Origin of the sequence: Desulfitobacterium nosdiversum, from assembly GCF_049860565.1 — a bacterium.
Lineage (GTDB): Bacteria > Bacillota > Desulfitobacteriia > Desulfitobacteriales > Desulfitobacteriaceae > Desulfitobacterium_A > Desulfitobacterium_A nosdiversum.
On record NZ_CP172056.1, the window covers coordinates 604,563 to 630,393 of the forward strand.

Here is a 25,831-nt window from a genome sequence, read left to right on the forward strand (position 1 = left end):
AGTACGTTAAAGCTAGGTTTTGAATGATTCCAAACAGAGCAAGCCTGACTCTTCCATACAAACTAGCCATTTTTAAATAAAACGGCTCTGGTTGTGTCGAACTCAACAGAAACCTTTCTGCCCATCTGTAAATCCTCACTCGTCGACACAGACAGCAATAGTCTGATTCCCAGGTATTGAAGGGTAATATGACAATGTTCTCCAAGAAATTCAATCCTGGTGATCTCGTATTCGCCCTGTTCCGAACCTAGTCGGAGTGCAGTCGGCCGGAACATCGCCTTGTAATTTCCGTCCGGATGAGTCGCCGGAAAGCTTATTACACGGCTCTCAAAGAACCCGTTCACAACTCTGCCTTCAATATAGCTTGCTTCACCAAAGTAATCGGCGACAGACTGATTGACCGGTGCCTGATAAAGGGACCGAGCTAAATCATCCTGAACAATCTTCCCATCAAACATAACGGAAATGCGGTCCGAAATCATCAGCGCTTCCTGGGGATTATGGGTGACTAACACCGTGGCAATGCCCAACTCTTTGTGCAATTGTACAACGAGATTGCGCATGTTCTGCCGCAGGCTTTCATCAAGACTGGAAAAAGGCTCGTCGAGCAGCAATACTTTTGGTTTTGCAGCCAATGCTCTGGCCAGCGCGACGCGTTGTAATTGCCCTCCTGACATTTGGGAGATTTTTCGTTTTCCTAAATCGCCTAATTGTACTTTTTCCAGTAATTTTCGAGCTTCTTTCAGCCGGGTTTCAGTGTTAACGCCCTGTATTTTCAGGGGGAAAGCAATGTTTTCCTCGACGTTCATGTTCGGGAACAAACGCAAATCCTGAAAAACAATGACCGTTCTTCGCTGATACGGCGGCAGCTGATGGATGCTTTTTCCGTCCATTAAGATATCCCCTTTATCAGGCGGAAGCAAACCGGCAATTGTTTTCAGCAGCGTACTTTTTCCGCACCCGGAAGGTCCCAATAAAGAGACCAGTTCTCCGTCATGCACTGAAAAATCGGCAGAGTGCAGCATTTCTGTATGATTATAGGATACACAAAGCTTTTGACATTCTAATTTCAAAGGATAACCCTCCAAATTACACTATGCAAAAAAATACTCGCTCTCGTTCTGGCAGAACTTCTTGGCTGTTTTCTCAAAGATGATAAATATCAGCAATGCCGATCCTACAAATACCAGGCTGTAGGCAGAGGCAATCGTTCTGTCACCGCTTTGCAGATAAGGCACCATCATCATTGAAAATGTTTTTACTTTTCCTCCGCCAATGATTAGAGTTATAAAATACTGGCTAAAAGACAGGATGTAGGCTAGACTAGCCGAAGAGATTATTCCCGGAAGCAGGGAGGGAAGAGTGATATGGGTCATGACTATACCGGGTGAGGCCCCAAGAACTAGCGCCTGTTCCTCCAGTTTTCGCCCGAATGCAGCTGTATTATCGGTCATGATTTTGATGGAATAGGGAAGAGCACAGATTAAATGAACCAGGATGACCCCGAATACATTGTCTGCCAATCCCAATCGGATTAGAATAACATGAATCCCCATCGCAAAAACCGTACCCGGAATAATAATGGGCAATATGGTGCCAAAGCGGATCAGCTCTTTTCCGCGAAAATCATAGAAAACCAATGCTCTTGCCGTCATCGTTCCGATAATCACAGCTAAAAAGGCAACTGCCATTGAGATGAGTATACTTGAACCCAACACCTGCAAAGCTCCGGAATATCCTCCAAACAATTCCTGGACCCCCCGCAGGGAAAAGCTCTCAGGAAAAAGCCGAGGCCACGCCCAGCGTCCCGTAAAACTCCACACCGCAATAACTGTAAAGGGAATAATGATAGAAAATGTAAAAAAAGCAATGAGCAATCTCCAGAAAACCGTGACTTTTTTACTCATGGGTATCACCCCTTCGCTTCCCTTCCCGCTGGAATAGCCGGTAATATAACAGCGTTAGCCCCAGGGAAATAAAGAACAGAATCGAGTTTAGGGCCATCGCATAGGGTCTGTGCCGCAAATCCGGATGTGTATATTCTATAAAGGCCTGAACCGGCAAGGCTTTGGGGGTTGTTGACCCTAATAAATAAGGAAGCTCATATGCTCCTAAGGAATAGGCAAAAACGATTAAAAATGAATTTTTAATCGCCGGCATACTCAAAGGCAGGGTCACATGAATAAACGTTTTCCACGGGGAAGCCCCCAGGTTTCCCGCCGCTTCTCCCAGAGTCGAGCTGATATTTGCCATAATGGTCAGCACAAAGATCGCAATAAAGGGAACTTCTTTCCAGACATATGCTAAGATAACGCCCAGCCCGTTGTTCATATACAATAGGGAGGGAAAAGCATCCTGAGTGTGAATCCATCCCAAGGCATAGGCCCCTCTGGCTAATAATCCATTTTGCGAAAATAGAGCAATGACAAACAAGGCCACAACTGTATGCGGAATCAGGATTGGTACTTTAAGCAGGGACAGCATTTTTCCCTTCGCCATCCCTGAAGCAACAAGTACTGCGCTCAAAAATACTCCCAGCACTGCCGCCAATACTGATGAAACAACAGCGATAAATAGACTGATCCCCATCGAGGCCAGCAAATCCTGACGGTTGAAGATTTCGATATAATATTGAAATGTCGGCGTATTTAGACCCAAGGATGGAATGATGCCGAAGCTCTGCACAAGCCCATTGACAATTCCTGCGATAAACAGCAGGCTGAGCAAAGCTACCGGCATAACCAGCCAATAGGGTGCCGATTGAAATTTCTTCACAGCGCTGCCCCTCATTTTATTTTCCGACAACCTCTTCCTGCCAAATCTGCTCTATGATGGGAACAAGCTTAGCCGGCATTTCAGGGATTCTCTTGGCCAGGAGATCTTTTTGAGCGATGGTTCCCTTTCCGGTATCCACACTGTCAAAAAGCTTCTTCTCCGAGTCGGATAATTTCGTATTGTCGACAACCGGCAAAGCCTTTAATTCACTGAACTGAGAGGCCTGCATTTCTGCGGAAAGGATTTCATTGACGGCCACCATCGCGCCGGATTTATTGGGTGAATTCTGAGCGATCGCTATATAATTGGTGTTTCCAATGGTCCCTTTGTCAAACAGGAATGTTTTTGCTGTTGCAGGGTATTTCCCATTCGCAATTTGTGTAGTTATCGAATAAGGTTCATAACTCATATCTAAGACCAGCTCACCATCGGCAAACATGTTATCGACCTGACCGGAAGTCGCCGGGAATGTTTTTCCTTCCTTCCAGAGATAGGGGTTTAATTCTTTAAGGTATGTAATCGCCGGCATAATCGCTTGCTTTACGGTTTCCTTATCCGCCGGCATCGCGGCAAACTGCTCATAACCGACGATATCGCAGATGATATTCCGGACAAATGCGCTGCCTGTAAAATCAGGAAGTGCCGGATAGGTCACTTTGCCTTTATATTTTTTCGCAAACTCAAGCAATTCAGCTGTGTTTTTCGGGGTCTCCGGAGCAACCGCACTGTCATTGATCATCACCATCTGAGCTTTTCCGTAGGGGGCTTCATAGCCTTCAATAGGATAGCCGAAATCGTAATTGTTTTCCTTGGCATTGGCATCAATATACTTTTGGAAGTTGGGAAGTTTTTGCGTAAACGGTCCGTATAGAAAACCGTTTTCTTTGGCCGAGTAGAAATTCTCACCGTTAATCCAGATCATGTCTATAGAACCTTTTGCTGTACCCGCCTGTTTTTCACCGGACAGTTTGCTCAGGATCTGGTCAATGTCCATCGGTACTCTGTTCAGCGTAATATCATATTTCTTTTTCAGATCAGGTGCGACAACCGTATCTAACCATTTGTTGCGGAGCTCATCTCCTCCCCAGCCGTAAAAGTTAACCGTTGTTCCTTTTGCTTCCTTAATGATTGCATCAAAATCACTGTTCCCTGATGCCGCAGTTGAGGTATTCGTTGCGGTAGTTTGCCCGCAGCCTGTCAGCAGCAGTGCGGCGGTCATCATGACGATAAGTATCCGAATTATCTTTTTTTTCATTTGAATAGTGTTCCTCCTCTGTATTTGAATGTTTTAGTATTTACATCTAAAATTCGCTTTTCTAAGCCGCGTTTGATCAAATACCTGATAGTATCAGAAAAGGTTTCACCTCTGCTTTCTGCAAGCATCCTGATCTTTTCATACGTTGACGGAGAAAGTCTTATTGTCACTGTTCTTAAATGCGATGACATAAAACTCGAACCCCCTTAAATTTTGTCTTACCGCTCAACTCCTTTATTTCTCATATTTTTTTAACTTTTTGGGACAATTATCTTACCGCTAAATATCCATTGCAAAATACATGCCAGTTAGACAGGATTAAAAAAACCCTTGTCAAACAAGGGTTTCTCAAAAATATCAGTATGACTAGTTCTTCTTTTCGTTATCATAAAGGAAAAGGCAGTTTCATAATGAGACAATGTCAATACCGTTAGTCACAGTATCTTCGGAAACTGAAATCAAAATCGAACTCGAAGCCAAGAATTTACTGAAATCGCGTGATTCGTAATACTAAGAGTGCTAAAATATTGGTTAGAAGAGCGTTGACGGAGGAAGAATTGTATGCCGTTGTGTTATAGTTGTAGTGATTGTGGAAGATGTAAAAATCTTTATAACCAAATTATTAAATGTCCGAAATGTGGTTCTTCAAATTTAAGAGATAAAAAAATTTGTAAAAAATGCGGAGCCGTACTTGAACTGAACAAGGTTGTAAATAATCAGAATATGACAGCAGTACAGCCTATTCATTCTAATCGGTAAAATTCAAAAGGGGAGACAGGAAGAAATAACTATATTAGAATAGTCTGGTAAACGATACTTGATCCTCATCTTGGAGAATCATATTCGATCATATTACAAAAAACCATAGGATAATAACAATGCCCCACATTCAAGGTCATGTTATTTAACCTATGGTTTTTTGCATTACACATAGTCCTTACAACTGATTCAGATGTTCTATAAATCAGGATTGAGAATGCTATTAAGTATTGTATTAAATTCAAATAAAAAAAGATTTACTCTTCGTCGTCTTCATCATCTTCGGTTGCTTCGACCTTAACTTCCTCAGCCTTAACTCCAGTTAAATCAGTTTTACACTTTGTACATCTTTTAGCCATTGGCGGGCAGGGAGCACCGCAATTTGGACATTTTAACATTTTACTTGCACTAGGTGGACGAAAACACATATATAACTGCCTCCTCATAATTAAAATACGTTGTTTTTCTCAATCTCCCTTATTTATTGCAAATACTATGCCACCTTAAAAATTTTGTTTATTTTTTTAACTGATTAGAAGAATCAAGCTTTCAGCCAATGTATTCATTTGTAAGTAAATAATTTATCCCATAAAGGGACAGCTTTGACCCAATTACCTTTCCCAAAATAAAACTGCTGTGACTAATTAAATATTTGAATTCATTTAGTCACAGCAGTCTCAAATTATCTGGCGCTGAAGGAATGACTCCAGTTGGTCTCTGAACTTTCCAAAGACATTCTATAACATTCTTCCCTTAAGCGTAATGCCTTGCGATCCAATTTATGTACGTATGTTCGAGGCAGCGTATCCATAAATTCCACAAGAGTAGGAACCTTATAAGCGGCAAGATATTGCCGACAATAGGTTTTAACTTCATCTTCGGATAATTCTTTACCGGGTTTGACAACAACAAAAGCTTTTACGGTTTCTCCCCGTTTGCTATCCGGTATTCCGACTACCCCAGCTTCAAGGATATTCGGATGACTATTTAGAATATCATCCACTTCGTTGCAGAAAACATTAAAACCGCTGCAAATAATCATATCCTTTTTTCGATCGAGAACAAAAATATAACCCTCTTCATCCATATAGCCAATATCTCCCGAGTACCACCATCCATCTCTCAAGGCCAAAGCCGTTTCATCCGGATGCTGCCAATATTCTTTGATCACTTGAGGACCTTTAAAGCATAATTCTCCTATTTCACCGACAGGCAATCCGATTTCACCTGCTTTAAGATCCACCACCTTAAAATCAATATTAGGGTAGGGAATCCCAACACTGCCCATTTTCCTTTTCCGTATAGGGTTGCTCGCAACGGCCATCGAAGTTTCAGAAGCACCGTAGCCCTCAATTATAGGTACGGATGTCATAGCTTCAAATTTTCTAATAAGACTAACGGGCAATGGCGCAGAGCCACATCCCAGATGTTGAATCTTCTTAACTTTAGATATTGGAAGATCCGGGCGTTTCGTTAAAGCACAAATTTGAGCCGGTACTGCCGGCCACACATTGGGCTCATATTTGTGAATGGCTTTTATTATGTTATCAATGGTTATCTCGGGCAATATTATGATACTCCCTCCCAAAAGAATATTGGCATTGATTGTGGTTTGAAAACCATGAACATGGTACATAGGGGTTGAAGACAATACTTTATAATGCTCAACATCAGTAAAGAATTGACACATTTGCTTCCAACCGGAGGCAACTGCAATCAGATTTTTATGGGTAACACAGCATCCTTTACTTACACCCGTAGTCCCACCTGTATATACCAAGACTGCGATGTCTTCTAGGTCAATGTCTATCTCAGGCTCATATTCCGGGCTATTTCGAACAAATTCTTTATAACCTACTATACCTTCTGGCAAATTAGAATCCACCTCAACGTTAGGTATAACAATTACCCTTTTTAAGAATCCAGCTTTTTCCTTTAACAATTCTATATTTATGTTTTCATTCTCATTTAAGCAAATAACGGTTTCTGCCCCACTGTCACTATATTGATAGGTAAGTTCCCTCTTTTTATAACGAGGGTTGGTAAGTACAATAATTGCTCCTATTTTTAAACATGCTTGTACAGAAATAACAAATTCCGAGATGTTGGGGAGTGTAATTGCTACACGGTCACCTTTTCGTACTCCGGCATTAATTAGAGCATTAGCCAATTTGCATGCTGCAATATTCGCCTCTCGATAGGTTATGACCTGATCCGAGCAGTATATGTAGGGACGATCTGGATCTTTTTTGACCTGGGCAATAAATTGTTCTTTTAGCGGTATCGTTAAATATGTCGGTGATAAAATTACTCCCGGATCATAAAATTTTTGCCAAAGCTTTTCTTTCATATTAATTCTCCTTAACTTGAACTCTATCTTGTTGCAATTCAGAATAAATTCAAATCAAATAAAAATATAAACGCTTAGCTCCAAGGAAATTAATTTCATCGTTCAAATCTTTTTTAGTTTATTGCATTTTCTATGCCAGAGTAAAAATTGACCAATATCAAGCCATTTTTTAATTGGTGGGACAAAAATCATTGTTTATGAGAATTAAATTCCCATATTGAAAACTATGTTAAGAAATAAAAATGTCCTCTAAATATACTAAAATCAGTTTACTTAGAGGAGCTTAAAAATGAATTATATTATTTATTTAAATTTCGTGTATAAGATTATATTCTTTAATTTTACGGTATAAGGTGGATTTACTTAACCCTAACATCTTGGCAGCACTACGAATATTACTGTTTTCATCAAGTGCCTTCTTAATCACCATTTTTTCAATATCTTTCATCGATGGGCTATTATTTTCTGATGTATTATTTGCTATTAATTCTGTCTGCATTTGTTCTTCGTAAGATCTTGTCGATTTACATATTTCTTCAGGCAGACAATCCGGACGAATAGTGCCATCACTGCACATACATACTGCATAGAGCATAGCATTTTGCAGCTGACGCACATTTCCAGGCCAATTATAATCCAATAAGACGTATTTAGTCGCACTGCTTAAAGTAAGTTTTTGCAAACCATTCTCTTGTGAAAAAATATTAACAAAATGCTCTGCCAATTGAATAATTTCTGAGCCTCTTTCCCGCAAAGGCGGAATCACGATACTAAATACCGATATACGATAGTATAGATCTTCTCTGAATTGTTTTTTCTTTACAAGTTCCTGCAAATTTCGGTTAGTTGCAGTTATCAATCTGAAATTCACAGAAATATAGCGACTCCCCCCCACATGCGTAACAATTTTATCTTCTAATGCCCTTAGAAGAACCGCTTGTAATTCGATCGGCATATCCCCAATCTCATCTAAAAATAGAGTTCCGCCGTTCGCCTGCTCTATTTTACCAGATCTGCCCTGCCGCTCAGCACCAGTAAAGGCTCCGCCCTCATAACCAAATAATTCGCTTTCTATTAAATCTTTGGGAATTGCCGCACAATTTAATGCAATAAAAGGTCCATCAGGCCTGCTTGCGTTATGAATCGCTTGGGCATATACTTCTTTTCCTGTACCGCTCTCGCCTTGAATCATTATATTGTAATCAGAAAGTGCAAATTTTTTGGCATAGCTTATCGATTTTAAGGTTTGCTGAGAACTGCCGACAATCCGATCAAAGGTGAAGCGTGTAATAGAACCATTGGATGGTTTCCCATTCTTTATCGCTTGTTCAACCTTTTTAAAGGTTAATATACAGCCATTGCTTTTATTATTAACTGGCAATGCAGAAAAAAGGTGCAGAGTTTGTTTCTTCTTTTTTACTTGTATATCGATATTCAGGATTGGTTTTCGCATTTCAATTACGGTTTCGAAAAAAGGTTGAGGTCCTATAATTTCTTCGATGTTGGAACCTACCAAAACTTGATCTGGAGTTTCCAACATTGCATTTGCAACTTCATTTACTGCCACTATCGTCCCCTTGTCATCCAGGACAATCATTGCATCCGTTGTACCCATAAAGGTCGCATTAAACATATCATTTTCATCATTTAGTTGGAAGTCTTTTTGAATAGCCATAGACATTGTAATTACAAATGCAAGAGAAAGCGCATTCTGGCTCTGTATACACGGGCTTACTATACTGAGTGTTCCCTCTAAATTCCCGTTTACGCCATATACGGGAGCCGAGGAGCAGGAGATGCTTGAAAATATTCGGCTAAAATGTTCCGCTCCACAAAGCTGTATGGGACTTTTTAAAATAATGCACATACCGTGCGCGCAAGTCCCTGTTGTTTCTTCATTCCATACGGAACCTGGTACAAGGTTATATTTATTATTACCTAATTCATCTACCATACAAAGGATTACACCCTGTTCATCACTGAGAATAATATAAGTTTCCTCACTGGATAAGAGATATTCCAATTGCTGAACATAGGGCTTTGCGGCTTGGATAAAAGGTGCTTTTTCTATAAGTCGTTTTTCCAAGGATTCTTTATCAAGAACCGGTGGATAATGATAACGGGAAGGATCAAGTCCATGATTAAACGATCTAATCCAAGAGGTAACTATTTCGGGTCGAACTGAATCGACTTCAGAAGGAGGAATTTTTTTATTAAGTACATCCATCTTCTGCTTTTTTATTTTATCCGTAAGGAGAGCGATATTCGCTTCATTTTCAATTGTAAACGGACTTAATAGCTTTTTTAGTGGCTCCATAGATGTTATCACCTCAGATTATCATTTATCGAAATTTCTTATAGAGCTATAATTAGTTCTTGTACTAATAATAACATTTCTATCTCAGTTTAAAAACTATACTTATTCATTTTTTCATAATGGGACACAGTATTTCATTATCATTATTTTATGTCCCAGCTCCTATGAAACACTAGATACAAGAGCATTTTTACTCTGGCATAATAATTGCAACAATGTTAAATATCGGATCTTCATCAAGAACTCATTATAAAATATAGGAGGTTTATAATTATATGAACAGATGGGAAAGTATCGAACGTAAGCCTGCGCCCCTTTTTGCTCCTACTTTTGGACCCCTTGCCGGTATTCGGGTACTATTAAACGGAACTGTAGTCGCCGCGCCTTTCACTGCTACAATGATGAGCGACTTTGGAGCCGAAGTTATCGCTTTGGAAAGGCCCAAAGTCAAAGGAGACCCTGCCCGGCACCAAAAACCCCAAATTGCTGAAGGAGATAAACACATCAGTGGATCATGGATACAAAACGCAAGGAATAAACTGAGTTTTTCTCTTGAGACTAACCTGAATATTCCCGAATCCAAAGAAATCTTTTTATCTTTGATTAAAAACTCGGACGTTTGGATTGAAAATATGGTTTGGATTGACAAATTGGGAATCACGGATCAGATGCTGCTTGAGGTCAATCCTAAATTAGTCATCTGCCATATCAGCGGTTATGGTACAGCTGGATTTGGCGGCGATCAGAGACAAATAAACCGCCCTGGCTATGATCCGCTGGGACAGTCTGAATCCGGCTGGGGTTTACTGCAGGGTTACCCCGATCGCGAACCTTACTATGCTCAACAGTATGTGGGTGATTATATGACAGGTCTGATGTCAGTCAACGGGATTTTAATGTCTTATATGGTTGCTCAAAAAACGGGGAAAGGACAGATCATCGACGTCAGTCTAACTGAAAGTTGGATGAGAGTAATGGATGATAATTTTGTACTCTGGACCCAGAGCCAATATCTAAAACATAGACAAGGTGTAATGCAAAGTGCTTATCAACCCGGCGGCGTATTTAAATGCGGCGATGGGGGATATGTAAATCTAGGATCCTATGGCAAGACAGCCTATAATAATGTGTTGAAGGGATTTGGAATCGACAGTAATAAGTATTCCTATGAAGAATGCAGCAGTTCGCCTGAAGCCGTTGCAAGTCCGCTTGGTCGTGAACTTGACGGTATATTCAAGAAATTCTTTGCCGAACATACTGCACAAGAGGCCACGGATATCTGCATTGACAGCAAGATCTCAGCAGCTCATATTAAAACTGCCGAGGAAGTTTTCAATGAACCCCACTGGCATAAGAGAGGCGACTGGGTTAAATATACAGACCAGACGCTGAACAAAGAAGTAGAAGTTTTTGGCATTATACCTAAATTGTCAGAAACACCGGGTCAAGTATGGTGTGGAGCACCTGCTCTAGGTCAGGATACCCAAAGAGTTCTCACCGATCTTCTCGACTATAGTCAGAGTGAAATCGATGCTTTAAAAGGCAAAGGGGTCATCGACTAGAAATATGCCTGTAAATGCTGCTTTCCTGAGCAGCATTTACAGGCTCATTTACTATTTATATATAATTATCCTCATTTCTTTTAGAAGTAAGGGAATGAACTTGAACAGAATCATAACCGGTAAAATCCAATATATTGAATCACCAGATCAATGGTATACCCCCCCTTATTCTAACAGTCTTTTTATTGATGATGATATTAAAGCACTGTTAGATACAAACTGCGGTCCATCTAATATCGATTCTTTCTTACATCAGCCTATTGATGTAATTATCAATTCCCATTTCCATCAAGATCACGTATGGAACAATTATAAGTTTACCCAAGCAGAAATCTGGGCCCATCCTAAGGATGCTTCTGCCATAAGGTCTCTTGAAGTATTTCATGATTATTATGGTATATCTCAGTATAACGAAGAAGAAACGGAAATATGGGAAAAGTATAGAGAGGATATCGATATTCAACCTTCTGGGGTACACCGGGAATTTACGGATCGAGAAATACTTGATTTTGGTTCAACTCAGATCCAGGTTATACACACACCGGGTCATTCTCCTGGACACTGCTGTTTTCTCATTGGAGATTCCATTCTATTCAGTACGGATTTTGGCCTGAATGCCTTTGGTCCATGGTACGGACACCCTTGCAGCGATATTACTGATTTAATTAATTCCCTTAAGTTATGTATAGAACTCAATCCCTCAATGGTTATCCCTTCTCATCGGCCAATTATTACAAAAGATATACCCCAAAAATTACAAAAATATTTAAATGTTATTTACTTTCGGGAAGAAAGGTTACTCGAGATCTTAAAAAGGCCTTCAACTCTTGATGAACTCAGAGATTTATTTATTTGTTTTGGATCTTCATGGCATAACTATCCGCCCCGTAAAGCCTTTGAAAAGTTTTTTATTTTAGCCCATCTTAAGCGTTTGTTATCTCTTGGTGAAATCAAGCAAACGGATAATCAATATTATATAAGCTAAAAAAGAAGCTGTTCCTATATCTGATTAAATATAGGCAACAGCTTCTCCTGTTCATAGCTGCTTACTTCATTCCAGAGATTCAACTACTTTTGGTTTTTCACTTAAGAACAAACTTAAAACACCAGCTATTAAAGCCATGCCGGCGAACATGATAAATACATTATTATAAGAAACTGCCCCGGAAGCAGACGTTTTTACTAGAAAACCAGCGGCAAATGGAGCTAAGAATGATCCTAGTTGTCCAAAACCATTGGATATCCCAATGGCTGTACCAACCATCTGTTTTGGGAAACGCATCTGAGGATAGGTATATAAAGCACCGCCTTGAATATTCGAGAAAAATCCCATTAATAATAATGCTACGGTTAGTAAGAATATGTGACCTTTTGGAACTGAACTAAGCAGAAAGAAAATGGGGACACAAGGCAAGAAACCTATCGCTAAAATCCATTTTGCTTTACCGTGAAAGACCTTATCCATTAACCACCCGCCCAAAACAAGGGCAACAATTGCTATTAACGAGGGTACGGATGCCATAAATCCCATGGCCTTTAAGCTAAACCCATGTTGTTCGTACAAAAAAGAGGAAATCCAGACAAGTTCTCCCCAAATCACGGCCAGGTTAAAGAAAAGAATCAGGCAATAGGCAATAAAGCTGATATCCGTAAAAAGTACCTTGAGGGCTTTCGTTGTTGCCATTTTTTTTGTCTCAGACTTGGTGGTATTCAAATTAGACAAAATGTAATCGTACTCTTCTTTAGAAATACGTCCCTTATTCCTCAGCTCTTCTTCAGGAGTATTGGTGACGTAATACCATAACATAAAGATGCCGATTAACCCGGGAATTCCCAAAACGAAGAAAACAGGACGCCAAGAACCGAAAAAGGTTGCTAATGAAGTTGCTAAAATCGGGATGACGGCCGGACCAACCTGAAAAGTTGTAGTAAAAAGACTGGTCGCTCGCCCTTTTTCGTTATTGGGGAACCAATCGGCAATAGTCCTGCTGGCAGGTGCAAAGTGACAGCCTTCTCCTATGCCTAAGCCTAAACGCAGAAGAACAAAAGTGCTAAAACTTCTCACCAAGCCGGTTGCAAAGGTAACAAAGGTAAAAATAATGATGGCTATGCTCATGACTCTTTTGGCTCCAATTCGGTCGGCGAGCATACCGGCTAGAACCTGTGCTATAGCGTATCCTACGAAGAAAATTGAGGCTATGAGTCCCGCTTGCTCGTGGGTAATATGCAAATCAGTACGAATAACAGGGAGTAAGGTGAGGACACTCGTCCGATCAAGGTAGTTAATTAAATAGAGTAACCATAAGACAAAGAGAATTACCCAACGATAACCTGTTTTTGGTTTCAGTCCAATCGACATTGTTTCTTTTTCTAACAATATTTCATCCCTCTTCCTAAAGTTTTCTCACGAGCTTTTCGTTATGTTCATTAAATGAATAGCGAACTCCAAATAGTGGATTGTTGTATGTGTAGAAAAAGTAGATTACCTCGAAACAGGCTAGCAAAGTTTATAATATCCATATCTTAAAATGATGTTAAAATTCTACTTCAATTATAGGAGTCCTAAAATTGAGGGCTATCTTCCATCGACGGCATAATTCCTTGGACCGCAATAATGTCCTTCTTTTAAGGGCGTCCATCCGCAGAACAGGTTTCTGTTGATCTTGCCTCTAGAAGAAAACCACCTGATGGTTGTTTCAAAGCTACATATTTAACTTTTTGAGGGATATCCGGAAATCTCTTGCTATTCCGCGTTAATGCTTTAGCATAGAGCGTAGCTAATGTCTCATCAGCAACTTCTTCCCTATTGTCGTAGGCTTTTTTAGCATTCATAATGTCCTCTTCTGTAATGACCATTTTTTATTCCTCCTTTTGAGTTGCCAGAATGATAGCCCCCTTTTTTGACAGACCAAAAAAGTCGCATTGAATCAAATATAATTCGGTTTTATCTAGACAAGTGACAAAGGGAAAAACCCCCTCGCCACAAGTCAATTTGGTCATTTAAACTTATTTTGGTGTGAACAATACCATTTTGGGCTTTCTCGCCATTTTTTCTGCAAGTTCCTTAACTGGACCATAGCTCATAACCAATGCTTGGCAGTGTTGTACACAGCTTGGCATTTTGCCCTTCGCTACGCGATCTTCACATAGATTGCATAATGAGGTTGGAAAAGGAATATTATTTAAATCCCATTTGCCGTCAGGCATTTGGCGGGCTCCGTCGGTCAGCAGCTTGATGCCATACTGATTCAGGGGAAGATTTAATTCCTTGATGCAGGCAACTTCACAAGCATGGCAGCCCGTGCAATATTCGTAATCAATTAACAGGCCATATCCTGATGTCTCCTCTGATTTAAGACGCTTTTCCAGACCAACTCTGGCTTCGGGATGTACGGCAGCTTCTAGGTTCTTAGAAAGTTGCTCTGACATATTCCCATCCTCCTTTTCTGGTGACTTGTTCTCCAGGCATTACTTTGCTATTTTCTTCGGTACATTTATAGATTCTGCAGAGCAAGCCCTTATTCGGTGCTCCATAGCCGGCAGGTCCATTCTGACATTGTGATGTTAGATTGTTAATATTGGAATCAAATACTCCGAACAAGCTTGGTTCTGCAGCTTCTTTTTCAGGGAACCACCAACCATGTTCAGCGCTTACAACTCGAGGATCAATAGTTCTCACAAGTTTCGCAATTTGTTTGCATCTACCGCGGAAGCTTTCAATCCAGACCCAATCTCCATCCTTAATGCCAAGCTTTTCAGCTGTATCAGGATGAACTTCTACGAGAGGCTGCGGGTGGAACATTCTCATGGTCGGTTGTTGACGGTGTTCAGAGTGGAAGAATTCAAAAGAACGTGCACCTGAAGTGAGGACTAAAGGATATTCTTTATACAGATCAGGGGTTGAATATGGGCTTTCCGGCGGTTCAATATGAACTGGCAGCGGATCAATATCAAATGCGTCAAACAGGTCAATATACAATTGAATCTTGCCGTCAGCGGTGTTGAACCCAGGTTGTCTATCACGGCGCAGAAGACCTTTTTCATATTTCTTATATTGCCATTCAGGATAAACGTAAACTTTATGTTTAAGTTCATCATAGGTAAGGCCTTGAGTTTTACCTCTTTCTTTGTAGGTTTTGCCAGACCATTCAATTTGGAAGGCATCAGGATATTTATCTTTGTCGTTACCCATTTTCCAGTTGATCCAATCGGCAACTGTTTCCCATGGGAAAGCTTCAGGATGTAAGCGTTTGCCGAGTTCCAGGCAAATTTGCTCATCCGATTTAGCTTCTTCATAATCGCAAATCTTGGTAATAGCCCGCAACGGAGCAAACCAAGCTCTGAAGCTGTCGCGTTCTGCGCTCATACCGGCAGGCAGGACAATATCGGCACAAGCAACTGCAGTCGGAGTCATGAAGAGATCGACGACTACATTAAAGTACACGCTTTTCATAGCCTGATAAACACGAGGGGCTTCAGAAGACATGTTAGCAAAGGTATTTGTTGTTTGTAACCACAACATTTTAACTGGATATGGATCGCCCCCGTTTTCAATAGCTCTGAGGATAGAATCGCCATGAGCGGTCGACGCCAAGCCGTATTTTTTAAGCGGGAAGTTTTCATTTCCGAAACGTTTTTCCTGCAGTTCTTTGGGAACCCAGTTAAGACCACAGCTATATCCATCATCTACATTGAATCCGCTCTTTGCAATAATGTTTCCGCCTGGTACATCTGTATTTCCGGTAATTGCCCATAGACTGTTAATAGCCTGAGCAGTTGCAATCCCGGTGACTTGCTGGTCAACAGCAAGACCCCATTGGATAGCCGCTGGTTTAGCCGTAGCATAGCGACGGGATGCAGCGATGAGGGTCTCTTTCGGAACCCAGGTAATCTCTTCGACTTTTTCGGGCGGATATTCAGCAGCCCGTTCTGTCAACTCATCAAATCCAGAACACCAGTTTTCAACAAAATCATGATCATACAAATCTTCGCTGATAATGACGTTAATCATACCCAGTGCCAGAGCGCAGTCAGTGCCAGGTCTTATCTGCAGCCAGTATTCTGCTCTTGCTGCCAGCCATGTCAGACGAGGATCAACAACGATAAGCTTGGATCCCATTCTCATTTCATCAACAATCCAGTGACCAAAGAATCCATCACCATTCGTGATAATCGGATTATTACCCCAAATGATAATGACTTCAGGATTTACGAATTCAGGGTTATCATAACGTTCTTCAAAGAATTGCGCACAGTCGGTTACGAAGAAATCACTGTTCATAACAGCCTGTTGAGCTGCTCTAGGCAGATAACAAGCATCGCCTGCCAGGAATCCCAAAACATAGTTAGGGCTGCCAAAGGCCGCATATGTTAGATACGGTGTTTGCCAAATGATGTTTCGGCCAGTACCCTCCAAACCGATAATGGTTTCTGGGCCCCATTCCTTTTGGATATATCTTACTTTTTCAACAATAATATCGTAAGCTTCATCCCAGCTGATGCGTTCCCATTTATTTTCACCGCGTTCACCAACACGTTTTAAAGGCCATTTTACACGTTGAGGATTATTATATGCTTCAGTTTGATTTAAGCAGCGCATACAAAGCCTGCCCATGTTGTATGGGTTGTCAAGGTCACCCTCGACCTTGATGAGCTTACCATCTTTCGTATAATACAGAAGGCCGCAACCATCGTGACAGCCTGGACCTGACCAATGCGTAGAGCGAGTTACAGTGTACTCGCCTTCTTGCCACTGCCATTGTTTCTCAGACATATTATTTCTTTCCTCCCTTAAAACTCTTTTTCAACTTCATATTTTTACTGACCCTAATATCCGTTTCACCTCCTACGGGTAGATAAAAATATCAAATTGGTTTCAAAGTATGTATTTGCAATTATCATGCCATGTGCTGAAACTCCCATTTTTCTAGGGTTTTATCTACCTTGGGACATAAAACGGTAGTTATGAAATAAACTGTCCCAGATTGAATTTCCGTTTTCCAGTTAAATCCATTTAGTGTCAAATTAGATTCCTTCTGATCATTCATGGTCTCAAATTAACTTAAAATTATCTTTTCTTAATGACTGGACTTTGCCTCCAAATAAGAAAAGAGCTGCCTCTGGCAGCTCCTTCTTTAATTTTAATTAAGTTATAAAAAAGCAAAGAGACTATCTTTATCAGACGGTCTCCCTGCTTTTGCTTACCTGGCAACGACTTACTCTCCCAGGAAGGCCGCGCTAGTATGTATTCTCTGGAGTTGTAGCGCTGGCCGCAAAATAATCCACTGGATTGTTTTGTCTTCGATCCAAGTAGGGCGCGCCTCTTAGAATGTTTAACCAGCCATGGCGCTAGCCCCGAAAAGACATCCTATGTCTTTTCGTCTCAGCCCTGGAGGTCTTAACTTCCGTGTTCGGTATACGAAAAGGTATGGTATACCTTTTCGGCCAAGCCGCATACTTCAAAGAATCACTTACCGGCGCCAGATCGAACGGGTGGAACCGACCCCAAAGAATCATGCACAATTAAGTTTTTTACGTAGTAAAAAAGCAAAGAGACCATCTTTATCAGACGGTCTCTCTGCTTTTGCTTACCTGGCGACGACTTACTCTCCCAGGACCCTGCGGTCCAAGTACCCTCAGCCCTGGAGGTCTTAACTTCCGTGTTCGGTATGGGAACGGGTGGAACCCCTCCGGCATGATCACCAGATCTTTTGAGTTTTCAGTGTTCCTTTCGGAATGCTGTTCCCTCAAAACTGCACAGATTTTCGTTTCTTTTAAGTCAATAGATTCAACCTTCAGTTGCGGTTTTAGGTCAAGCCCTCGACCGATTAGTACCCGTCAGCTCCACACGTCACCGCGCTTCCACATCGGGCCTATCTACCTGATCATCATTCAGGGGTCTTACCAGCTTGTGCTGTGGGAAATCTCATCTTGAGGTCGGTTTCGCGCTTAGATGCTTTCAGCGCTTATCCGATCCGGATATAGCTACCCAGCTATGCCTCTGGCGAGACAACTGGTACACCAGTGATCCGTCCATCCCGGTCCTCTCGTACTAGGGACAGCTCCTCTCAAATTTCCTGCGCCTGCGACGGATAGGGACCGAACTGTCTCACGACGTTCTGAACCCAGCTCACGTACCGCTTTAATGGGCGAACAGCCCAACCCTTGGGACCTACTACAGCCCCAGGATGCGATGAGCCGACATCGAGGTGCCAAACCTCCCCGTCGATATGGACTCTTGGGGGAGATAAGCCTGTTATCCCCAGGGTAGCTTTTATCCGTTGAGCGATGGCCCTTCCACTCGGTACCACCGGATCACTAAGCCCGACTTTCGTCCCTGCTCGACTTGTTGGTCTCGCAGTCAAGCTCCCTTCTGCCTTTACACTCTTCGCGCGATTTCCATCCGCGCTGAGGGAACCTTTGGGCGCCTCCGTTACTCTTTAGGAGGCGACCGCCCCAGTCAAACTGCCCACCTGACACGGTCCTCAACCCCGATTCAGGGGTCTAAGTTAGAATTTCAGTACAAAAAGAGTGGTATCCCACCGGCGACTCCACCAAGGCTGGCGCCCTAGCTTCTTAGTCTCCCACCTATCCTGTACATTTTATACCAAAATCCAATGTCAAGCTACAGTAAAGCTCCATGGGGTCTTTCTGTCCTGTCGCAGGTAACCCGCATCTTCACGGGTATTACAATTTCGCCGAGTCCCTCGTTGAGACAGTGTCCAGATCGTTACGCCTTTCGTGCGGGTCAGAACTTACCTGACAAGGAATTTCGCTACCTTAGGACCGTTATAGTTACGGCCGCCGTTTACTGGGGCTTCAATTCAAAGCTTCGCCTTGCGGCTAACCTCTCCTCTTAACCTTCCAGCACCGGGCAGGCGTCAGCTCCTATACTTCTCTTTTCAGATTAGCAGGAACCTGTGTTTTTGTTAAACAGTCGCCTGGACCTCTTCTCTGCGGCTCTATCTCTAGAGCACCCCTTCTCCCGAAGTTACGGGGTCATTTTGCCGAGTTCCTTAACGAGGGTTTTCTCGCGCGCCTTAGGATTCTCTCCTTACCTACCTGTGTCGGTTTGCGGTACGGGCACTCTCTTGCTCACTAGAGGCTTTTCTTGACAGCTGGGAGTCGGTTACTTCGCTACTTATTTTCGCTCCCCGTCACCTTTCAGGCTTATTCGCGAGACGGATTTACCTGTCTCACACCCTACGGGCTTGGGCGTGCTCAACCAACGGCACGCTTAACCTATCCTTCTGTGTCACCCCATTGCTACAAACGCTTAAGAGTGGTACTGGAATATCTGCCAGTTGTCCATCACCTACGCCTTTTGGCCTCGGCTTAGGTCCCGACTGACCCTGGGCGGACGAGCCTTCCCCAGGAAACCTTAGATTTTCGGCGGATGAGATTCTCACTCATCTTTTCGCATACTCATACCGGCATTCTCACTTCTAAACGCTCCACCCAACCTTCCAGTTGAACTTCTCTGCATTTAGAACGCTCCCCTACCCCTGTAGTAAAACTACAAGCCATAGCTTCGGTGATACGCTTGAGCCCCGTTACATTTTCGGCGCAGAACCACTCGACCAGTGAGCTATTACGCACTCTTTAAATGGTGGCTGCTTCTGAGCCAACATCCTGGTTGTCTGTGCAATTCCACATCCTTTTCCACTTAGCGTATACTTAGGGACCTTAGCTGATGGTCTGGGCTGTTTCCCTTTTGACTATGAAGCTTATCCCCCACAGTCTGACTCCCTACTTAAATTCTTGGCATTCAGAGTTTGATAAGGTTCGGTAACCTGGTAAGGCCCCTAGCCTATTCAGTGCTTTACCGCCAAGAATCATCAATAGAGGCTAGCCCTAAAGCTATTTCGGGGAGAACCAGCTATCTCCGTGTTCGATTGGCATTTCACCCCTACCCACAGCTCATCCCTTGCCTTTTCAACGACAGTGAGTTCGGGCCTCCAGTAGGTTTTACCCCACCTTCACCCTGGCCATGGGTAGATCACACGGTTTCGGGTCTACAGCATGTAACTTGTCGCCCTTTTCAGACTCGCTTTCGCTTCGGCTCCAGCTTCTCGCTTTAACCTTGCTACATACCGTAACTCGCCGGTTCATTCTACAAAAGGCACGCCATCACACCATAATAGTGCTTTGACTGCTTGTAAGCGTACGGTTTCAGGTTCTTTTTCACTCCCCTCCCGGGGTGCTTTTCACCTTTCCCTCACGGTACTGGTTCGCTATCGGTCGCTAAGGAGTATTTAGCCTTGGGAGGTGGTCCTCCCAGATTCCCACGGGGTTTCTCGTGTCCCGCGGTACTCAGGATACCCTCACAGCATTGCTTCTTTTCGCCTACAGGAGTGTTACCTTCTTTGCTGAACCTTTCCAGATTGCTTCAGCTAAGAATAAATGCTTAATAGAGGGTCCTACAACCCCAAACTCCGAAGAGTTTGGTTTGGGCTCTTCCCGTTTCGCTCGCCGCTACTCAGGGAATCGATTATTCTTTCTCTTCCTCCGGGTACTTAGATGTTTCAGTTCCCCGGGTTGTCCTCTTTAACCTATGAATTCAGTTAAAGATCGTTGGATATGACTCCAACGGGGTTGCCCCATTCGGGTATCCACGGATCAAAGCCTGCTTACGACTCCCCGTGGCATTTCGCTGTTAACCGCGCCCTTCTTCGACTCTTAGCGCCTAGGCATCCACCGTACGCCCTTAGTAGCTTGACCTAATTTTCTTTCCGCCACTTCGGTTTTCAATGAATCCTTTGACTTAAAATTGACTTTCTCTGTGCAGTTTTCAAAGAACGATGAGCACGGATGCTCGAGTGTCGCTGTAGCCAAACCAGTGCGATACTCTCCACTGGAGACTATCGGGATGGCGAGAAGCGACCAATTTTTTATCTTCTTGGGATTAACCCAATAGACAAAAAAATTGAGTTTCCATTGCTGGTCCCTCAAAACTAAACAACAAGTAGTTTGCACTCAAACAGCACTTTTGTCACAGATTGCTCTGTGTTTTGCCTCTTCGGCTTGTGAGTCTTTCGACTCTTACCTAATCTCGAATTCGACTTTGCAGCTTCCTTCGATTTAGGATCGACCATAGGATAGTTAACTCTACCGAGCTAACGTGTCTCCTTAGAAAGGAGGTGATCCAGCCGCACCTTCCGATACGGCTACCTTGTTACGACTTCACCCCAATCATCGGCCCCACCTTCGACGGCTACCTCTCTTGCGAGTTAGCTCACCGGCTTCGGGTGTTGCAGACTTTCGTGGTGTGACGGGCGGTGTGTACAAGGCCCGGGAACGTATTCACCGCAGTATGCTGACCTGCGATTACTAGCGATTCCGACTTCATGTTCTCGAGTTGCAGAGAACAATCCGAACTGAGACCGGCTTTCTCGGATTCGCTCCACTTCACAGCTTCGCTTCCGTCTGTACCGGCCATTGTAGCACGTGTGTAGCCCAAGACATAAGGGGCATGATGATTTGACGTCATCCCCACCTTCCTCCGGTTTGTCACCGGCAGTCTATCTAGAGTGCTCGACCTTACTCGTTAGCAACTAAATATAGGGGTTGCGCTCGTTGCGGGACTTAACCCAACATCTCACGACACGAGCTGACGACAACCATGCACCACCTGTCTCTCAGTTCCCCGAAAGGCACCTCTCTATTTCTAGAAAGTTCTGAGGATGTCAAGCCTTGGTAAGGTTCTTCGCGTTGCGTCGAATTAAACCACATGCTCCACCGCTTGTGCGGGCCCCCGTCAATTCCTTTGAGTTTCAACCTTGCGGCCGTACTCCCCAGGCGGAGTGCTTATTGTGTTAACTGCGGCACAGAGGGGGTCGATACCCTCTACACCTAGCACTCATCGTTTACGGCGTGGACTACCAGGGTATCTAATCCTGTTTGCTCCCCACGCTTTCGCGCCTCAGCGTCAGTTACAGTCCAGAAAGTCGCCTTCGCCACTGGTGTTCCTCCACATCTCTACGCATTTCACCGCTACACGTGGAATTCCACTTTCCTCTCCTGTCCTCAAGATTCCCAGTTTCCGATGCAGGCTTGGGGTTGAGCCCCAAGTTTTCACACCAGACTTAAAAATCCGCCTACGCGCCCTTTACGCCCAATGATTCCGGACAACGCTCGCCCCCTACGTATTACCGCGGCTGCTGGCACGTAGTTAGCCGGGGCTTCCTCCTTAGGTACCGTCATACAAGTACACTATTCGCATACCTGCCGTTCGTCCCTAAAGACAGTACTTTACAACCCGAAGGCCTTCGTCATACACGCGGCGTTGCTCCGTCAGACTTTCGTCCATTGCGGAAGATTCCCCACTGCTGCCTCCCGTAGGAGTCTGGGCCGTGTCTCAGTCCCAGTGTGGCCGTTCACCCTCTCAGGCCGGCTACTGATCGTCGCCTTGGTAGGCCTTTACCCCACCAACTAGCTAATCAGACGCGGGTCCATCCATTATCGGTAGCATCTTCAGAGGCCACCTTTCCTTAAAAGCTGATGCCAGCTCTTAAGCGTATCCGGTATTAGCCCTCGTTTCCAAGGGTTGTCCCGGTTTAATGGGTAGGTTACCCACGCGTTACTCACCCGTCCGCCACTAAGAACTCTCTAAGCAAGCTTATTGAGTTCTCCGTTCGACTTGCATGTGTTAGGCACGCCGCCAGCGTTCGTCCTGAGCCAGGATCAAACTCTCCATAAAATTTATGAAGATATTTGATTGCTCAAATAATCTTTAACTCATTGACGAGTCATTGGCTGTTCCTTGTTGTTTAGTTTTCAAAGACCGCGCCGCGATCACTCGCGACAGTTTTTAATTTTAGCAGATTCATTTTTTAATGTCAACTGCTTTTTTTTCGCTGCCAGACTTTGTTCTGAGGTCTCAACAGCAGCGAAATTTAGATTAACATTTTCGACTTTTACAGTCAACTGTTAACTATTTCCGCCTTCGCGCCAGCCAGCATTTTGCTGACTTCAGGACTGCTGTCCTTGAGCGCTTGATTAGAATAGCATAGTGAATTATGAGTGTCAACAATAATTTCGCTTTTCGTATAACTTAATCCCTTTATTTCGAAATCGACACCCATATTCTGTTAGACTCTCCATTAAATGAGACATTTATGAGTTTATTTTATATTTTTTTCAACATCTTCTTTATAGAAAGATATAAAAGCTGATACAATAGTAAGGAGTATTTAATCGAGGTCTAAACCAAATTCATAAGTAACCATTTTTATTAAGTTAAGACTAAACAAAAAACTAAAATGGGCCTAATTCAATCGCTTATGATCTGCTGGTTTAAGGAGTGTTTTGTTTTGCGTGTTTTGTCAGGAATTCAACCTTCAGGTAATCTTCATCTCGGCAATTATTTTGCAATGATGAAACGGATGATTGACTACCAAGAGTCAAACGATCTTTTTTGTTTTATTGTCAATTACCATGCCTTAACGACTGTAAGTGATCCTAATGTTCTTCGTCAAAAAACGCTTGATGCTGCAATGGACTTTCTTGCACTTGGTCTTGATCCGAATAAATCCCATTTTTGGGTCCAATCAGACCTTCCTGAAGTTCACGAATTAACTTGGCTCTTATCAATCGTCACAAGCATGGGACTGTTAGAGCGCAGCCATGCATATAAGGATAAAACGGCAAAAGGCATTACCGCAACACATGGTTTATTTGCCTACCCTGTTCTGATGGCGGCTGATATCCTTATTTGCGGTGCCAATAAGGTTCCAGTAGGAAAAGATCAAAAGCAGCATGTTGAAATTGCTCGTGATATTGCAATGCGTTTTAACAGTTCCTTTGGCGAGACCTTCGTTATGCCTGAAGCTGATATTGAAGATGACATTGCTACAATTCCTGGAATTGACGGCCAAAAGATGTCTAAGTCCTATGGAAATGCAATTGAAATCTTTGCTGATGAAAAATCCTTGCGTCAGCGTGTTATGTCAATCAAAACAGATTCGACGCCCGTTGAGGAACCCAAACCCATTAAGGATAATCCGCTCTTCGAAATCTATTCCTTATTCCTTGATGATAAAGGAAAACAGCAACTGAAGGAACGCTTTGAAACTCCAGGCTTACGTTATGGGGATGTAAAAAAGGAACTTTTTGGAGTCATCTGGGAATACTTCACCCCTTATCGCGAAAAACGCGAGCAATACTCCAAAGATAAAGCTTATGTTTATGACGTGCTTAAAATGGGAGCAGAAAAAACACGAAAAGTAGCTCAAGAATATGTAACTAAAGCCCGCAATAACGTAGGTCTAAACTATTAGATAGTTCTGCAGCCTTCTATTATCGATATCAGAGACATAAATTTGATCATAGTATCTAGACATCAAAAAGGGACTTCCGTCACGGATAGTCCCTTTTTGATGTCTATTTTAAGCAATCTAAAACCCTATATTATTACTTTTCAAGCTTTGCTAAAAAATAATTTTTCTTCCCGCGGCGAATGATTAAATATTGATCATCTAACTTATTCAGCTCGGAAACAACGGAAGCTGTATCTGTATGCCGAACCCCGTTAAGGTAAATCGCTCCGCTTTCGATGGATTCCCGGGCTTGCCGTTTGGAAGTAACTGCTCCAACTTGAATGAGGAGATCGACCAATGGAATAGTTTGATCATTGATCGTAGTTGACGGAACATCGCTGAACCCTTCTTCTACTTCCTTGGCACTAAGGTTCTCTAAGCCGCCGGTAAAGAGAGCCTGAGAAATTTTCTCTGCTCGTTCCCTCGCCTCACGCCCATGGACCAATTCCGTCATTTCACGCGCTAAGACACGCTGCGCATTTCTTTTTTCCGGTTGAGTTTCAACTTCTTCTCCTAATGCCAGGATTTCCTCAATCGGCAGGAAAGTAAAGTATTTAAGATATTTTACGACATCGCGATCATCGCAGTTAAGCCAGAACTGATAAAACTTGTAAGGGGAGGTTTTTTCTGCGTCAAGCCAAACAGCTCCACCTTCGGTTTTACCAAACTTTGTTCCATCGCTTTTCGTAACTAACGGTACGGTTAGCCCGTGGACCTCTTTAACTTCATTTACCGATACCCGGCGGATTAAATCCGTTCCTGATGTGATATTTCCCCATTGATCCTGACCGCCAACCTGCAATTCGCAGTCATAAAGCTGATTTAATTTCATAAAATCATAAGACTGAAGAATCATGTAACTGAATTCTGTAAAGGAAATACCCCGGCTCATTCTGGATTCAACCGAGTCTTTAGCAAGCATCGTTCCGATTGAAAAATTCTTGCCGATATCCCGAAGAAATTCAATGACATTCAGAGAACCCAGCCAATCATAGTTATTGGCAAGGATTGCAGGGTTTTCTTTGCTATCAAAAACTAAGAAGCGAGATAATTGTGATTTAATTTTGGAAGACCACTCTTCAACCGTTTCCTTAGGATTGAGCGTCCGCTCATTCACTTTACCGCTGGGGTCGCCAATTAAACCGGTTCCACCCCCGACCAAAGCAATCGGACGATGTCCGGCCAGTTGAAAGCGCCGTAGAACCAAAATAGGAAGTAAATGCCCTATATGCAGACTATCTGCTGTTGGGTCAAATCCACAATAAAGAGTTGTCGGTTTATCTAAACGCTTACGTAAAGCTTCCTCATCTGTATTTTGGTATATAAGTCCTCTGTTTTTTAAATCATCAAAAATATGCAAGTTAATGCTCCTCCCTGCCGTAAATGTTGTATTAAATTATACTTTCTTATCTCGTTTATATCAACCTTAATGCGTCTATAGCCTTGGAAACGGGTTAGTTTTATTGGTTATCTAAAGTATGATATAATTTCGATGTG

At 42.8% G+C, this 25,831-nt stretch carries 17 protein-coding genes and 3 rRNA genes; 4 read left to right on the plus strand and 16 right to left on the minus strand.

Annotated elements, in window-relative coordinates; genetic code table 11:
- Positions 1-62 precede the first annotated feature (62 nt).
- The 4 genes from ACHOLT_RS02960 to ACHOLT_RS02975 are packed head-to-tail and all read right to left on the minus strand — an operon-like array spanning position 63 to position 4,030.
- Entirely contained in the window at positions 63-1,073 is a 1,011-nt protein-coding gene (locus ACHOLT_RS02960; RefSeq protein WP_425805681.1) for an ABC transporter ATP-binding protein, read from the minus strand.
- 21 nt (positions 1,074-1,094) lie between these two features.
- The gene (locus tag ACHOLT_RS02965) at positions 1,095-1,907 is read right to left on the minus strand and encodes an ABC transporter permease (RefSeq protein ID WP_425805683.1); all 813 of its coding nucleotides are present in this window, start codon (positions 1,905-1,907) and stop codon (positions 1,095-1,097) included.
- Positions 1,900-2,775, minus strand: a complete 876-nt coding sequence (locus ACHOLT_RS02970) for an ABC transporter permease (RefSeq protein WP_425805685.1) — start codon at positions 2,773-2,775, stop codon at positions 1,900-1,902. Before ACHOLT_RS02970 ends, ACHOLT_RS02965 begins: the two co-directional genes overlap by 8 nt.
- Positions 2,776-2,791: 16 nt before the next feature.
- On the minus strand, positions 2,792-4,030 hold the full coding sequence (locus ACHOLT_RS02975) for an ABC transporter substrate-binding protein (RefSeq protein WP_425805687.1): 1,239 nt from the start codon (positions 4,028-4,030) through the stop codon (positions 2,792-2,794).
- Between the two features lie 561 nt (positions 4,031-4,591).
- On the opposite strand from ACHOLT_RS02975, the gene ACHOLT_RS02980 reads away from it, so the two are divergent.
- Positions 4,592-4,789 (plus strand): zinc-ribbon domain-containing protein, encoded by a 198-nt coding sequence (locus tag ACHOLT_RS02980; protein ID WP_425805689.1) that lies wholly within the window; start codon positions 4,592-4,594, stop codon positions 4,787-4,789.
- A 257-nt stretch (positions 4,790-5,046) separates the two neighbouring features.
- Here the strand turns inward: ACHOLT_RS02980 and ACHOLT_RS02985 are convergent, their stop codons facing one another.
- The 3 genes from ACHOLT_RS02985 to ACHOLT_RS02995 form a co-directional block, all read right to left on the minus strand.
- The gene (locus ACHOLT_RS02985; RefSeq protein ID WP_425805690.1) at positions 5,047-5,217 is read right to left on the minus strand and encodes a hypothetical protein; all 171 of its coding nucleotides are present in this window, start codon (positions 5,215-5,217) and stop codon (positions 5,047-5,049) included.
- Between the two features lie 254 nt (positions 5,218-5,471).
- The gene (locus ACHOLT_RS02990; protein WP_425805692.1) at positions 5,472-7,139 is read right to left on the minus strand and encodes an AMP-binding protein; all 1,668 of its coding nucleotides are present in this window, start codon (positions 7,137-7,139) and stop codon (positions 5,472-5,474) included.
- 307 nt (positions 7,140-7,446) lie between these two features.
- On the minus strand, positions 7,447-9,456 hold the full coding sequence (locus tag ACHOLT_RS02995; protein WP_425805694.1) for a sigma-54-dependent Fis family transcriptional regulator: 2,010 nt from the start codon (positions 9,454-9,456) through the stop codon (positions 7,447-7,449).
- A 275-nt stretch (positions 9,457-9,731) separates the two neighbouring features.
- Here ACHOLT_RS02995 and ACHOLT_RS03000 point away from each other — a divergent pair, with 275 nt between their 5' ends.
- Positions 9,732-11,018 carry a CoA transferase gene (locus tag ACHOLT_RS03000; protein ID WP_425805696.1) on the plus strand — a complete coding sequence of 429 codons (1,287 nt, stop codon included), beginning with the start codon at positions 9,732-9,734 and terminating at the stop codon, positions 11,016-11,018.
- A gap of 94 nt (positions 11,019-11,112) precedes the next feature.
- Positions 11,113-12,003 carry an MBL fold metallo-hydrolase gene (locus tag ACHOLT_RS03005; RefSeq protein ID WP_425805697.1) on the plus strand — a complete coding sequence of 297 codons (891 nt, stop codon included), beginning with the start codon at positions 11,113-11,115 and terminating at the stop codon, positions 12,001-12,003.
- A 66-nt stretch (positions 12,004-12,069) separates the two neighbouring features.
- Here ACHOLT_RS03005 and ACHOLT_RS03010 read toward each other — a convergent pair whose 3' ends face one another.
- From ACHOLT_RS03010 to ACHOLT_RS03045, 8 genes are all read right to left on the minus strand, one after another.
- Positions 12,070-13,395, minus strand: coding sequence for an MFS transporter (locus tag ACHOLT_RS03010; RefSeq protein ID WP_425805698.1), 1,326 nt, complete (start codon positions 13,393-13,395; stop codon positions 12,070-12,072).
- Positions 13,396-13,643: 248 nt separating this feature from the next.
- Entirely contained in the window at positions 13,644-13,874 is a 231-nt protein-coding gene (locus tag ACHOLT_RS03015) for a hypothetical protein (RefSeq protein ID WP_425805700.1), read from the minus strand.
- A 150-nt stretch (positions 13,875-14,024) separates the two neighbouring features.
- Positions 14,025-14,447, minus strand: a complete 423-nt coding sequence (locus ACHOLT_RS03020) for an oxidoreductase (RefSeq protein WP_425805701.1) — start codon at positions 14,445-14,447, stop codon at positions 14,025-14,027.
- Complete coding sequence (locus ACHOLT_RS03025) at positions 14,428-16,791, minus strand: molybdopterin-dependent oxidoreductase (protein WP_425805702.1); 2,364 nt, start codon at positions 16,789-16,791, stop codon at positions 14,428-14,430. The genes ACHOLT_RS03020 and ACHOLT_RS03025 overlap by 20 nt, the downstream gene beginning before the upstream one ends.
- Positions 16,792-17,607: 816 nt before the next feature.
- Positions 17,608-17,724 (minus strand): 5S ribosomal RNA (gene rrf / locus ACHOLT_RS03030).
- Between the two features lie 101 nt (positions 17,725-17,825).
- A 23S ribosomal RNA gene (locus ACHOLT_RS03035) occupies positions 17,826-20,738 on the minus strand.
- A gap of 412 nt (positions 20,739-21,150) precedes the next feature.
- Positions 21,151-22,716 (minus strand): 16S ribosomal RNA (locus ACHOLT_RS03040).
- Together the 16S, 23S and 5S rRNA genes form the textbook arrangement of a ribosomal RNA operon.
- Positions 22,717-22,939: 223 nt before the next feature.
- Positions 22,940-23,101, minus strand: a complete 162-nt coding sequence (locus tag ACHOLT_RS03045) for a hypothetical protein (protein WP_425805703.1) — start codon at positions 23,099-23,101, stop codon at positions 22,940-22,942.
- 228 nt (positions 23,102-23,329) lie between these two features.
- On the opposite strand from ACHOLT_RS03045, the gene trpS reads away from it, so the two are divergent.
- A complete protein-coding gene (gene trpS, locus ACHOLT_RS03050) occupies positions 23,330-24,295 on the plus strand; it encodes a tryptophan--tRNA ligase (protein WP_425805704.1) in 966 nt (321 codons plus the stop codon).
- 133 nt (positions 24,296-24,428) lie between these two features.
- Here the strand turns inward: trpS and tyrS are convergent, their stop codons facing one another.
- Positions 24,429-25,694, minus strand: a complete 1,266-nt coding sequence (gene tyrS, locus ACHOLT_RS03055) for a tyrosine--tRNA ligase (protein ID WP_425805705.1) — start codon at positions 25,692-25,694, stop codon at positions 24,429-24,431.
- Between the last annotated feature and the right edge of the window lie 137 nt (positions 25,695-25,831).